This window comes from Umezawaea sp. Da 62-37 (assembly GCF_032460545.1).
In the GTDB taxonomy this organism is placed as follows: Bacteria; Actinomycetota; Actinomycetes; order Mycobacteriales; family Pseudonocardiaceae; genus Umezawaea.
The window spans coordinates 4,401,459-4,413,954 of record NZ_CP135965.1 but is presented as its reverse complement, the minus strand read 5'-3'; the positions used below and the strand labels follow the sequence as shown (position 1 = coordinate 4,413,954).

The following is a 12,496-nucleotide window of genomic DNA, read 5'->3' as shown; positions in this document are numbered from 1 at the left end:
GGACTCGTTACCCGACGAGCCCAGGAGACCGCCATGCAGCAGCAACCGCCACCACCCGGCCAGGCCGCCGACGCGCTCGCGGAGATCCGCCAGCGGCAGGGGCAGATCATCGAGCGGGCGCTGATCCCGACCTGGTTCTGGTGGGCGATCGGCCTGCTGGTCGCCGGCTTCTCCGCTGCCGTCGAGACCGACAACGGCTTGGCGCTCGGCATCGGCACCACCGTGTTCGTGCTCGGCAACTGCGCCGCGGTCGGCGCGATGGCGATCCGCGGCCGACGCCACGCCCGGCCGCGCAACACGCTCCTCGGTGGCACGGGCGTCCTGATGATCCTCGGCTTCACCCTCGGGGTGCTGCTCGTGACGATGCTCGTGTCCTTCTCGCTCAACGCGCTCGGCACGCCCCACGCGGCCACGCTGGGCGGGGTCGCGTGCGCCGTGCTCATGATCGGCGGTGGGCCGTTCCTCACCCGCAGGCTGCGGACCATGATGGTGGACCGCGTCGCGAAGGGATCCCGGTGACAGAACCGAAGTTCGACGAGCTGGTCCACGCCCCCACCCGCCTGTCGATCGTCTCGCTGCTCGCGGCGGCGGAGTGGGCGGACTTCAAGTTCCTCCGCGATACCGTCGGCACGTCCGACTCGGCGCTGTCGAAGCAGCTGACCACGTTGGAGGACGCGGGTTACGTGGAGATCCACAAGCACTTCGTCGGCAAGCGGCCGCGCACCTCCGCGCGGCTCACCGACGCGGGCCGCGCGGCGTTCGACGGGCACGTGGCGGCGTTGCAGGAGATCGTGGCGCGAGCGGGCGCGACCGTCCTGCCGCGCTAGTCCTCCAGCACCCGTCCCACGACCCGCGCGTACATCCGGTCCGGGCTCGGCGTGGAGGGCGGCGTGAGGAAACCCGGCAGCATCGGCAGGTCCACGGCGAAGGGCAGCAGCCGCTCGAACAGCGTCGTGGCGTCGACCGGCCGCCGTTCCGGGTCCTTCTCCAGCATGTCCTGCAACAGCTCGTCCAGCGCCACCGGGATCCGCGGCACCGACGACGGCCGCTGCTTCACCTGCTTGTCGAACACCGTGTACGCCGTCTCCCCGGTGAACAGCTGCCGCCCGGTCAGCATCTCGTGCAGCACGCACCCCAACGCGTACAGGTCGCTGCGCGGCTCGGCGTTGCCCCGCTGGATCTGCTCCGGCGCCATGTACGCGGGCGTGCCGAGCATCTGCCCCCACCGGGTGAACTGGGCGACGTCGGACTCGCGCAGGACGGCCAGCCCGAAGTCGAGCACCTTCACGCTGCCGTCCGGGCACAGCATGAGGTTGGTCGGCTTCAGGTCCCGGTGGCAGATCGACAGGCTGTGCGCCGCCGCCAGCACCGCGCACGCCTGCGCCGCGATGGAAGCCGCCCAGGACACCGGCAACGGCCCGTGCTCGCCGACCAGATCGGCGACCGTGACGCCGTCGATGAACTGCATGACCTGGAACATCCGGTACTCGTACACGCCGAAGTCGTAGAGCACCGGAGCGCCCGCGTGCTCCAGCTTGGCCAGGATCCTGGCCTCGCGGGTGAAGCGGTGCTCCATCTCCTCGTCGCGCCCGCCGGGCAGCTGGAGGAACTTCACGGCGACCCGCCGGTCGAGGTGGCGGTCGTAGCCGCCGTGGACGGCGCCCATCCCGCCCTGGCCCAGCGGCAGGTCGTCCAGCTCGTACCTGTCGGCGATGAGCATGCCCGTCCTAACTCCGCGGTCGGAGGTGACCGTCCATCAGGCCGCCGAAGCCTAGCCGGATGACGCTCTCGCCCAACGCGGCCGTCTCGCGCAGCGCGTCCTCGAGCACGCCGAGCTGCCGGAACGCCTTCCCGTACGCCTGCTGCTCGGCCAGCGGCAGCCGCGGCACCTGGGTGCGCCGCGCGTCGACCCGGCTCGACCCCTGGTGCGCGCGCGACGCCGCCGCGCGCAGGACGCCCGCGAGGAAGTGCGGGTCCAGCCGCTTCGGGTCCACCCGGTAGACCGCGAGGTACGGGCCGAGCACGGCGCGGCAGCCGACCACGCGGGCGGTGCCCATCGGGGACGCGACCACGTCGCCGGGCTCGACCTCGACCAGGTCGGGATCGGGCGTGGTGCGCTCGGACGGCTCCACGCCCGCGGCGAGGTCGTCGGCGGTCAGCACGGGCAGCTCCCCGGTGCCGGTGGTGAGCTTCGCGCCCGCGTGCTTCATCGTCAGCAGGCCGCCCTTGGCCAGCTCGCCGATCGTCGTCATCGGCGGGGCCTGCTGCGACGCCTTCTCCACCTCCGGGGTCGGCAGCACCGTCTTGCGCAGCGCGGCGAGCGCCTCGACGAACGCGAGGTGCGTGTCCTCGCCACCGCTGCGCCGCAACGTCTGCACGGCCGGGCTCAGGTCGACGTCCTCGTCGAGCACGTCCACGATCGGCACGGACGGCCCGTCGGTCGGGTCCGTGCGGAACGCCGCCCACAGACCGTCCACAGTGGACAGCTCGTCGACCTCGGCCAGCAGCACGTGCGACGGCGTGCGGTCGCCGGGCTCGGGGCGGCGCAGCACCCACAGGTCCGGCCCGCCCGGCAGCGTCAGCACCGCGCGCAGCGCCCCCGCCCGCAGCAGGTTCGCCCGGATCCGGCGGCCGGGACGGCGGCTGGCGGCCGCCGACGGCATCAGGATCGCCACCAGGCCACCGGGTTTGGCGTGGCTCAGGCAGTGCTGCACCCAGGCCAGCTCCGACTCGCCGCGCGGCGGCAACCCGTACTCCCAGCGCGGGTCGCCCGCCAGCTCGTCGTAGCCCCACGCGCGCTCGGTGAACGGCGGGTCGCACACCACCGCGTCGGCCAGTTCGCCCGCGAAGCCGTCCTGCCGCAGGGCGTCCCCGACGTGGATGTCGCCGGGCTGTGATCGAAGTCGCAGCCGGTGTTCGGCGATGGTCGCGGAGGTCTCGTCGATCTCCTGGCCGAGCACCCGCGCGGCAGGCGTGTCGACCAGCGTCGTGCCCAGTCCGCAGGCCGGGTCGTACAGGGTCCCGCCGTCCGGCTCGGTGAGCCTGACCAGCAGCGCGGCCACGTCCGCGGGAGTGGCGTCGAGCTGCCGGGAATGCGCTTCCAGGTAGCGCTCGCAGAGGAACTCGAACGCCGCCAGCGGCCCGCGCTCGGCCGCCAGGGAGGCCAGCGCGCCCCCGTCCTCCGACCGCAGGGCGGCCCCCGCCTCGGCCACCCGGTCGCCGAGGCACAGGTCGTCGCCCGCGCCGCGCAACCACTGCCAGGCGCGTTCCACCGGTGACACGTCGACGCGCTTCCCGTTGCGCCGCAACCAGTCCTCGACCTCGTTGAGGGAGAACAGCGGACTGGACGCCGTGCCGCCGACCGGCGTGGGGAAGTCCTCGTGCCGCCTGCGCCAGTTGCTCACGGCGGCACGCCCCACGTCGACGAGGCGGGCGATGTCGCCCGCGCTCACGGTGGCGTCCTGGTCCATGCCGTACACCCTAGTTCACAACCGATGCACAGTGGTTCTGCTTGTGAACTGAATCAACCAATGTTTCACTGTTCCCATGACGCACAACCGGCTGGCCCACGCCGTTGGCTCCCACCCAGGGCTCCGCCGCGAGCTGAACGAGGACTCCGCCTGCGCCGAGCCCCCGCTGTACGCCGTCGCCGACGGCATGGGCGGCCACGCGTTCGGCGAGATCGCCAGCGCCACCGCCATCGACGTGCTGGCGCACTACGACGTGACCGGCGACCCCGTTCCGGCGTTGACGGCTATGATGGACGAGGTCGCGCTGCGGCTGACCGACATGGCCGAGCAGGACCTGCGGATGCGGGGGATGGGCACGACCCTGACCGCGCTGCTGTGGGTCGACGGGTCCAAGTTCGCGGTCGCGCACATCGGGGATTCGCGGTGCTACCTGGTGCGCGAGGGGGAGATCTCGCAGGTGACGCGGGACCACACGATGGTGCAGGCGCTGGTGGACGAGGGGCGGATGCCCGCCGAGCAGGCGGTGCTGCACCCGCGCCGGTCGATGTTGATGCGCGCCCTGCAGGCCGGGAACTCGCCCGAGCCGGACGTGTTCCTGCACGAGGTGCAGGTGAACGACCGGTACCTGCTGTGCTCGGACGGGCTGTCGGACGTGGTGGCGCCGGAGGCGATCCTCGAGGTGCTCACGCAGGTCGAGGACCGCGACGAGGCCGTGGTGAAGCTGATCGCGCTGGCCAACGAGGGCGGCGGACCGGACAACATCACCTGCGTGCTGGTCGACGTGGTCAACGACGAGTGGCTGGCGCACTGGAGCGGGCGGCTCTAGGGCCTGAGCCGAGTGCGGGGCGTCCGGGTTCGGGCACCCCGATCTTCGGCGTCGCGGTCAGCCGAGGTCGGCCACGTCCAGTCCCAGCAGGTCCCGCAACGCCGTCGCGCCCGTCGGGGTGACCTGAACCGCGCGGGTGGTGCCGATCCGGCGCACCCAGTCCTGGGCCTGGAAGTGCTGGCGCACATGGGCTCCCGCCGCGCCGGCCAGGTGGGTGCGGCGTTCCGTCCAGTCCAGGCACGGTCGGCTCAACGGGCGCCGGGTGGCGCGGAGCCGGGGCCCGTCCGCGCCGAGAGGTCCGGTCAGCCAGGCGAAACCGGTGTCGGTGAGCGCGAACCCATCGGTTCGGGACAGGTATCCCTTGGCGGTCATGGCATCGGTGATGCCGACGCCAAGGCGACCCGCGAAGTGGTCGTAGCAGGTCCGCGCTCTGGCCATGGCGGCCGAGGCGCTGGCGGCGCGCAGGCCCGAACGCGGTGCGGCCGGCTTCGCGTGGGCCAGGAGGTCTTCGATCAGCTGTGCCACCTGCTGGTTCGCGAGCTGCACGTACCGGTGCCGTCCTTGCCGTCGTTCCGCCAGCAGCCCGCCCGCGACGAGCCTGCCGAGGTGTTCACTGGTCGTCGACGCGGCGACCCCGGCGTGCGCGGCCAGCTCCCCGGCGGTCCACGCGCGGCCGTCCAGCAGGGCGACGCAGAACGCGGCCCTGGTGCGGTCGGCCAGCAGTGCCGCGAGGTCCGCGAGTTCGTCCACGGTGTCCAGTGTGCGGCGTCGACCGTTCGGCGCGCGCCGAAGTGTCCGGGTCCTACGGTCGTGGCATGTCCAGCGCGCTGACCGATCCCCGCTACACCGTCCCCCCGGTTCCCGACGCCTCGGAGGGGGTCGCCTGGCTGCGGGCGTCCGTCGTCCGGTTCAGCGACGGGCCGGTGCACGAGCGGCGGCGGGCGCTGGTCGTCGCCGAGCTGGCGGCCGTCGAACCGCGAGCCCTGGCCGGGAGCCGGGGCACGGGCCCGGTGGAGGTGCTCGCCGAGGCGCTGGGGCTGGACGTGGACCCGGAGGACGTCGACCTGGTGGCCCGGTCCTACCAGCCGCACACGGCCGTCACGCCGGAAGCCGACGCGGCCGTGGCGAGGCTGGTCGACGCCTGCGGCGGGTGGGACGAGCGGACCGCGAACCGGATCGGGCTGCTGGTGCAGGCGTGCGGGGCCATGGCGGCACTGGTCGCGGGCGTCCACCCGCCGGTGCCCGTGACGCGCCGGATCGCGCCGGACGGCACGCTGGTCGAGGTCGACCTGACCGATCACCCCTTCGGGCTCGGGGCGCACGCCTGTCCAGGGCGTGAGCACGCGCTGGCCATCGCGGAAGGACTGACCCGATGACGTTCCACGACCTGCACCACGCCGACGAGCCCCTGTTGCTGCCGAACGCCTGGGACTTCGCGTCGGCGGTCGCGCTGCACGCCGCCGGGTTCGCGGCGATCGGCACGACGAGCCTCGGGGTGGCGGCCGCGCACGGCCTGGCCGACGGGGAAGGCGTGGCGCGGGGCGAGACGGTGGCGCTGGCCCGGATGATCGTCGGGCTGCCGGTGCCGGTGACGGTGGACGTCGAGTCCGGGTTCGGGGGTGACGTGGGGCAACTCGCGGCGGAACTCGCGGAACTGGGGGTGGCGGGGGTGAACATCGAGGACGGGCGGCCCGGTGGGCGCTTGGCCGACCCGGAGGAGCAGGCGGAGTTGGTGCGGGCGGCCAAGGAGGGCGCGCCGGGGCTGTTCGTCAACGCGCGGGTGGACACCTACTGGCTGTCGGTCGACCGGGAGTCCACTGTGGACCGCGCGCGCCGCTACCTGGACGCGGGCGCGGACGGCGTCTTCGTGCCGGGACTGGCTTCGGAGGAGGACATCGCGGCCGTGGTCGAGGCGGTGGCCGCGCCGCTGAACGTCCTGCACGTCCCCGCGCTCGGCCTGAAGCGTTTGGGGGAACTGGGGGTCAGGCGGGTCAGCACGGGATCGCTGCTGTTCCGGGCCGCGTTGCACGCCGCCGTCACGACCGCGTGCGCGGTGCGCGACGGCGGGCCGGTCCCCGACGGGATCCCGAGCTACGCGGACGTCCAGGGGCTGGTCTGACCAGTCGGCGGGGGCTGGGACCGCGGGCGGCCGGAGCCGCCCGCGGCCGGTGGACTACGCCGGGTTCTGCGCGTGGGTCAGGGTCTCCCAGGCGATGAACAGGTTGTCCGTGCCCTGCGGGCGCTGCTGCTCGGTGTACTTCTGGGTGTTCGCCATGGCGATGCCCAGCCGGGTGTTCAGCGCGTTGAACGCGACCTCGGTCGTCGGGCCGAGGTTCTGGCTGCGGACACCGCCGCACAGCCACGACGGCATCGCTTCCAGCTGGTAGCGGGCGTGCAGGCCGTACGCGTGGCGCATCCGGTCCTTGTTCTCGCCCCACAGGTCCTGGCCCTGGTGGTGGGCCGTCTCGGCGATGTGCGCCGCGGCGGCCAGGCCGTACCCGGTGTGGGTGAAGTCGCGGCACGTCTCCTGGCTGACGCCGTCCTGGAACGTCGACTGGCCCTGCCAGTAGGCGATGATCTCGTCGCGGGTGTCGATGCCGCTGCCGGGCGGCGTCCTGGGCAGCGCGCCGTCCGTGGACAGGTAGATGTAAGCCGGGAGCCGGGTGCGGAAGATCGACACGGCCTTGTCGTAGGCCGCGCGGTCCTCCAGGAACACGGCGATGCCGATGGAGGCCTCCATCATGCTGAGTTCCCAGTTGCCGTTGGTGTTCGCCAGCCCGGCCTGGATCTCCGGCAGGTAGACCGTGCGCAGCATGGTCGCGAACTTCGCCACGTTCGCCGCGGGCCACCCGGTGTAGGTGTAGCGGATGATCTCGGCCGCCTTCGGCCACGACGACCCGGACCACGCGGTCTGCAACCGGGCGTTGCTGTTGGTGTGGTCCTTGATGACCGGCGCCCAGGCGTCCATGATCTGGATCGCCTTGTTCGCGTACCGGGTGTCCTTCGTGACGTACCAGGCGAGCGAGAGCGTGTACGCGGCGATCGCGTCCTCGCGCTCGTCGGTGCAGCCGTAGTTCGGGTTCGAGTAGGAACCGCATTCCACGACCGCGCGCGGCAGCGGGGTGCGCGTCAGGGAGGCGTACTTGCTGGCCATCATCTGGTCGTACGCGGATTTCCACGGCTGTGCGCCGGCGAGCACCTTGGTCCGCATGAACTCGAGCTGCGGTTGGCTGACCAGCACTCCGGGGTGCGTGAACGTGGCGGGCGCCGCGATCGTCAACCCGCCATCCGGTGCCGGTTGGGAAACAGCGGTCGCCACCTGGGTCCCGGCTACCGTGAGCAGCGCGGACAGGGCGGCCACAACGATTTTCGCGCGCAGAGGCGATCGGTTCATCTGGTCTCCTCGCAGGGGTTTGGGGAGACCGATAGTGTGGGTGGTCCAGACCAGTTAGGTCAATGATTTCCCGGACCGGAACTTTTTCCCCGACTTTATGCCGGACCGGGCAGACTGTCTTTATTCACGCATGTGAACAAATCGAATTGTGGAAAGGCCGCCACCCATGCCGCGAGTGAAGTTCGCAGACCTCGAACTCGAGTACGACACCTTCGGCGACCCCGCCGACCCGCCGATGGTGCTGGTGATGGGGCTCGGCGCCCAGATGACGACGTGGGACGAGGGCTTCTGCGGGTTGTTCGCCGCGCAGGGCTTCCACGTGATCAGGTACGACAACCGCGACGTCGGCCTGTCGACATGGCTCGACGACCTGCCGCTGCCGGACCTGGCCGCCCTGCTGTCGGGCGACACCTCGACCGCGCCCTACCTGATCGCCGACCTGGCCGCGGACCTCATCGGCCTGCTCGACGCGCTCGGGATCGACCGCGCGCACGTGGTCGGGGCGTCGATGGGCGGCATGATCGTCCAGCAGGCCGCCATCGACCACCCGGAACGGCTGCTCAGCCTGTGCTCGATCATGTCCACCACGGGTGACCCGAGCGTCGGGCAGGGCAGGCCCGAGGTGATCGCCACGCTCGCCCAGCCGTCGCCGCCGACCCGCGAGGGGATCATCGAGCAGCGCCTCGCCTCGTCGCGGCTGACCCGGTCGCCGGGCTTCGACGTGGACGAGGACGTCGCACGCAGGCGCATCGAGGCCAGTCACGACCGGTCGCACCGCCCGCTGGCCTCGCCGCGGCACCTGGCCGCCGTCCTGGCCTCGCCCGACCGCACGCCGGGGCTGCGCGGCGTGACCCTGCCGACCCTGGTCGTCCACGGCGCGGCCGACCCGCTGATCGGCGTCTCGGGCGGCGAGGCGACGGCCGCGGCCGTGCCGGACGCCGAACTGCTGGTGGTCGACGGCATGGGCCACGACCTCCCGGAGCAGGTGTGGCCGACCATCGTCGAGGCGGTGACCAGGAACGCCAAGCGCGCCGAGCAGACGTGAGGGTTCATCGGGAGTTCACCGGTTGTCCGACGTCGGCGGCGCTCTCACCTGGACATACTCCGCGGCGACGTAGTCGACGCGCGAACGGTGAGCCCAACACATGTCGCACCACCACGATGGCCATGAGCACCACCACCACGAGGTAGAGCCCGTCGAGGGCAGCTGGCAGGACCCGGCGGACGACCGGCCCATCGCGGTCGCCCGCCGGCGCTTCCTGGCCGGTCTCGGCGTCGCCGTCGGCGGGGTGGCGCTGGCGGGTGGCGCGGGCACGGCCGCCGCCACTCCCGTGCCGACGAACCAGTGGGGCGCGCCGCAGCGCTGGTACTCGGGCGACCACCACATCCACACCCAGTACTCCGGCGACGGCCAGTACCCGGTGTCCACGCAGGTCGCCAAGGCCCGCGCGCACGGGCTGGACTGGATGGTCATCACCGACCACGGCGGTGTGGCGCACCAGAAGTTCTCCATCGACCAGGTCACGCCGGACATCGAGAAGGCGCGCAAGGCGAACCGCGACGTGCTGGTGTACCAGGGCCTGGAGTGGAACATCCCCGGCGCCGAGCACGCGACGGTGTTCCTGCCGCCGGACCGGAACACCGTCGACATCCTGCGCGCGTTCGAAGGCGCGTACGACGGCGGCGTGCTGTCGACGTCGGTGGAGAACGGCGGCAAGGGGCTGATCGCGCGGGCCACGTCGGCGGACGGCGAGCCGTACGCGTTGGCGGCACTGCGTTACCTGGAAGCGCAGGTCCTCAGTGGACGGACCGAGATCGCGCTGATGTTGGCCAACCACCCCGCGCGACGCGGTGTCGACAGCCCGCACGAACTGCGCGGCTGGCGGGACGCCGCACCCGGTGTCGCCGTGGGCATGGAGGGCGCGCCGGGCCACCAGGCCTCGGGCATCCCCAAGTCGGCGGGCGGCCGCGGCGGCGCGCGCGGCTACTACGACTCGTCGCCCGGTGTGGACAGCCACCCCGGCTACGCGCCGACCGGGAGCGAGAACCCGTACCGCACCTACGGCGGGTTCGACTGGATGACCGCGAAGGTCGGCGGCCTGTGGGACTCGATGCTGGCCGAGGGCAGGCCGTGGTGGATCACCTCCACCTCGGACGTGCACCAGGTCTTCGCGGACACGATCACGCCGGGCGCGCAGGACTACGAGAAGACCGGCAGCCGCGGCGCGCCGGTCGACTCGGGGGTGAAGCAGACCGGGTTCGGCGACTTCTTCCCCGGCTTCTACAGCCGCACCGTGGTGGGGGCGCGGTCGAAGTCGTACGTGGACGTCATGCGCGGGCTCCAGTCCGGCAAGGTGATCGCGGTGCACGGCAGGCTGATCGACGGCCTGGACGTGCGCGTGCGGGCACTGGGCGAGGGCGACAACCGGGGCGTCACGTTGGGCGGCCGCACCTACGTCGAGCGCGGCGGCTCGATCGAGGTGACCATCGACGTCACCGGTGCCGGTGGGCCGAACTTCGCCGGTGTGGTGCCGAAGCTGGCCAAGCTCGACCTCATCGCGGGCCCGGTCACGGGGCCGTCCGTCGACCGCGACGCGCTGTCCGCGCCGGGCACCGCCGTCGTGAAGTCGTTCGAGGTCACCAAGAACCGGGCGCGGTTCACGTACGTGTTCCGCGACGTCGCGAGCGCGTTCTACCTGCGCGTGCGGGGCACCGACGGCAACCAGCTCACCGCCGACGGCGGCCCGGTCATGGACGTCGTCGGCGACGCCGACCCGTGGGCGGACCTGTGGTTCTACGCGAACCCGGTGTTCGTGGACGTGATCTGATGCGCTGGGTGCGGCTGGTCCCGGAGTTCACGTCGGTGGGCGCGCACTTCGACCGGCAGGTGCTGTCCGCGCTGGACGCCGCGGGGGTGGCGGCCGACCTCGTGCTGACCCACGTCGAACGCACCGGTTCGGTCGCGGTGACGGTGGTGTCCGCGCGGATCACCGGCGGCCTCGCGCCCGGCACCGCGATCGACCCGCCCGTCGGGGGCCGCTGCGTGCGGTTCCCCGGCTGGGAGGCCGTGACCGGCACGCATCCGGTGTCGGAGATCGTCGCGGCGACGGCGATCGACGAGGTGGTCGGGATCGGCGCCGCGGTGACGCCGTGGACGTCGGTGGCCACGGCGGGGTTCGTGCGGCCGGAGTACCGGGACGGGCGGTTGGTGCTGCTGGTCGAGCCCGCGGCGGGCGGGGTGTTCCAGCCCGCGGAGGTCGAGGAGCCGCACGAGTGCTGCGCGGGATCGCACTGAGCGGCGGCTTGGCGGGAGTCCAGGGGGCGGCGGTCAGACGATGCCGCCGTTGGAGCGGATGACCTGGCCGTTGATCCAGCGGGACGGGCCTGCGAGGAAGGCGACCAGGTCGGCGAGGTCGGTGGGCTGGCCGAGGCGTTCGAGGGGAGCGGCTTTCGCCAGGTTGGCGATGGTCTCGTCGTCCTTGCCGTCGAGGAACAGGGCGGTGGCGGTGGGACCGGGGGCGATCGTGTTGACGGTGATGTCGCGGCCGCGGAGTTCCTTGGCGAGGATCATCGTGATGGCTTCGACGGCGCCCTTGGTGGCGGCGTAGGCGGCGTAGCCGGGCATGCGCAGGCCGAGGACCGAGGTGGAGAAGGTGATGATCGCGCCACCCTCGCGGACCCGGCGGGAGGCCTGCTGGCTGACGACGAAGGTGCCGCGGATGTTGGTGCGGTGCATGCGGTCCAGGGCGTCGAAGTCGATGTCGGCCACGGGTGCCAGGTACATGGTGCCCGCGGCGTGGACGACGGCGTCGACGCCGCCGAAGGCGGACTCCGCCGCGTCGAACAGGGCGGTGACCTGGTCGATTTCGGCGACATCGGCCTTGAACGCGATGGCCTCGCCGCCGGCGCCGGTGATGGCTTCGACGGCGGCGGCGGCCTCGGTCTCGTTGCCCGCGTAGTTGACGACGACGGCGAAGCCGTCCCGGCCGAGGCGTTCGGCGGACTCGCGGCCGATGCCGCGGGAACCACCGGTGACGATCGCGACGCGCTTGCTCATGACGTTCTCCTTGATATGGGCGTGGAGGATCGACGGGTGGCGCTGGTGCGACAACCGCCGGTGTTGCGGGGGTCAGTCGGTGAGGCGGGTCAGCCACTCCTGGAGCAGTCCGGTCTCCGCCGGCGTGAGCTTCTCGGGTGGTGAGCGGCGCAGTTGGGCGCTGAGCGCGGAGACCTCGCCGCCGCGTGCCACCGCGTCCTGTTCCGGAACGAGGATGGCTGTGTGGATCGCGTCCCGGACCCGGGTGGAGACGTCCGGGGTGTACAGCTCGCGGCGGGTGATGAGCACGAGGGCGACGCCGGTGTTGGCGGACATGATCATCTGGGCGGCGGCCTCGACCGAGACGCTCAACCTGCCCGCGGCGGCGACCCGCTCGACGACCTCGGTCAGCAGGTGGTGGGCCTCGACGGCGGCGGCGGGGGTGCCGCTCACGGTGGGGGAGTACATCAGGCGGTAGTAGCTGGGGTTCTCCAGCGCGAACGCCACGTGGGCGTCCCAGCCGTCCCGCAGGTCCCGCACGGGGTCCTCCGACGGCGTAGCCGCCTGCTTGCCCGCGAGGTACTTCTCGAAGCCGTAGTCCACTACCGCGGTCAGCAGGCCTTCCTTGTCGCCGAACTGCCGGTACAGCGCCGGTGCGCCCACCCCGGCGGCCTCGCAGACCGCCCTCGTGGACACGTCGGCCACCGGCGACTCGGCGAGCAGTTCGGCCGCGGCCTCCAGTATCCGTGTTCTCGTGCTCATGGAAGCAA

Annotated in this window: 14 protein-coding genes; 8 read left to right on the top strand and 6 right to left on the bottom strand. The window is 72.2% G+C overall.

Features of this window, described 5'->3' with window-relative positions:
- Positions 1-33 precede the first annotated feature (33 nt).
- Both RM788_RS19795 and RM788_RS19790 read left to right on the top strand, forming a co-directional pair.
- The gene (locus RM788_RS19795; RefSeq protein WP_315933187.1) at positions 34-519 is read left to right on the top strand and encodes a hypothetical protein; all 486 of its coding nucleotides are present in this window, start codon (positions 34-36) and stop codon (positions 517-519) included.
- The gene (locus tag RM788_RS19790; protein WP_315933186.1) at positions 516-827 is read left to right on the top strand and encodes a winged helix-turn-helix domain-containing protein; all 312 of its coding nucleotides are present in this window, start codon (positions 516-518) and stop codon (positions 825-827) included. Before RM788_RS19795 ends, RM788_RS19790 begins: the two co-directional genes overlap by 4 nt.
- Here RM788_RS19790 and RM788_RS19785 read toward each other — a convergent pair.
- Both RM788_RS19785 and RM788_RS19780 read right to left on the bottom strand, forming a co-directional pair.
- The gene (locus tag RM788_RS19785) at positions 824-1,720 is read right to left on the bottom strand and encodes a serine/threonine protein kinase (protein WP_315933184.1); all 897 of its coding nucleotides are present in this window, start codon (positions 1,718-1,720) and stop codon (positions 824-826) included. The genes RM788_RS19790 and RM788_RS19785 overlap by 4 nt on opposite strands.
- A 7-nt stretch (positions 1,721-1,727) precedes the next feature.
- Entirely contained in the window at positions 1,728-3,470 is a 1,743-nt protein-coding gene (locus tag RM788_RS19780) for an N-6 DNA methylase (RefSeq protein WP_315933183.1), read from the bottom strand.
- Positions 3,471-3,546: 76 nt separating this feature from the next.
- Between RM788_RS19780 and RM788_RS19775 the strand changes: the two genes are divergently transcribed.
- Positions 3,547-4,296 carry a PP2C family protein-serine/threonine phosphatase gene (locus RM788_RS19775; RefSeq protein WP_315933181.1) on the top strand — a complete coding sequence of 250 codons (750 nt, stop codon included), beginning with the start codon at positions 3,547-3,549 and terminating at the stop codon, positions 4,294-4,296.
- A gap of 57 nt (positions 4,297-4,353) precedes the next feature.
- On the opposite strand, the gene RM788_RS19770 is transcribed toward RM788_RS19775, so the two are convergent.
- Positions 4,354-5,055 carry an ArsR/SmtB family transcription factor gene (locus RM788_RS19770; protein ID WP_315934684.1) on the bottom strand — a complete coding sequence of 234 codons (702 nt, stop codon included), beginning with the start codon at positions 5,053-5,055 and terminating at the stop codon, positions 4,354-4,356.
- 56 nt (positions 5,056-5,111) lie between these two features.
- Here RM788_RS19770 and RM788_RS19765 point away from each other — a divergent pair, with 56 nt between their 5' ends.
- Together RM788_RS19765 and RM788_RS19760 are read left to right on the top strand one after the other, a co-directional pair.
- Positions 5,112-5,672, top strand: a complete 561-nt coding sequence (locus tag RM788_RS19765) for a hypothetical protein (protein ID WP_315933180.1) — start codon at positions 5,112-5,114, stop codon at positions 5,670-5,672.
- The gene (locus tag RM788_RS19760; protein ID WP_315933178.1) at positions 5,669-6,415 is read left to right on the top strand and encodes an isocitrate lyase/PEP mutase family protein; all 747 of its coding nucleotides are present in this window, start codon (positions 5,669-5,671) and stop codon (positions 6,413-6,415) included. The genes RM788_RS19765 and RM788_RS19760 overlap by 4 nt, the downstream gene beginning before the upstream one ends.
- A 54-nt stretch (positions 6,416-6,469) precedes the next feature.
- On the opposite strand, the gene RM788_RS19755 is transcribed toward RM788_RS19760, so the two are convergent.
- On the bottom strand, positions 6,470-7,690 hold the full coding sequence (locus RM788_RS19755) for an alginate lyase family protein (RefSeq protein ID WP_315933177.1): 1,221 nt from the start codon (positions 7,688-7,690) through the stop codon (positions 6,470-6,472).
- A gap of 166 nt (positions 7,691-7,856) precedes the next feature.
- Here RM788_RS19755 and RM788_RS19750 point away from each other — a divergent pair, with 166 nt between their 5' ends.
- The 3 genes from RM788_RS19750 to RM788_RS19740 all read left to right on the top strand — a co-directional run bounded on the left by RM788_RS19750 (position 7,857) and on the right by RM788_RS19740 (position 10,985).
- Entirely contained in the window at positions 7,857-8,735 is an 879-nt protein-coding gene (locus RM788_RS19750; RefSeq protein WP_315933176.1) for an alpha/beta hydrolase, read from the top strand.
- Positions 8,736-8,835: 100 nt separating this feature from the next.
- Complete coding sequence (locus tag RM788_RS19745; protein ID WP_315933175.1) at positions 8,836-10,518, top strand: PHP domain-containing protein; 1,683 nt, start codon at positions 8,836-8,838, stop codon at positions 10,516-10,518.
- Positions 10,518-10,985, top strand: a complete 468-nt coding sequence (locus RM788_RS19740) for a hypothetical protein (RefSeq protein WP_315933173.1) — start codon at positions 10,518-10,520, stop codon at positions 10,983-10,985. Before RM788_RS19745 ends, RM788_RS19740 begins: the two co-directional genes overlap by 1 nt.
- Positions 10,986-11,018: 33 nt before the next feature.
- On the opposite strand, the gene RM788_RS19735 is transcribed toward RM788_RS19740, so the two are convergent.
- Positions 11,019-11,747, bottom strand: a complete 729-nt coding sequence (locus tag RM788_RS19735; RefSeq protein WP_315933172.1) for an SDR family oxidoreductase — start codon at positions 11,745-11,747, stop codon at positions 11,019-11,021.
- Positions 11,748-11,819: 72 nt separating this feature from the next.
- Positions 11,820-12,488, bottom strand: a complete 669-nt coding sequence (locus tag RM788_RS19730; protein ID WP_315933171.1) for a TetR/AcrR family transcriptional regulator — start codon at positions 12,486-12,488, stop codon at positions 11,820-11,822.
- Positions 12,489-12,496: the final 8 nt, after the last annotated feature.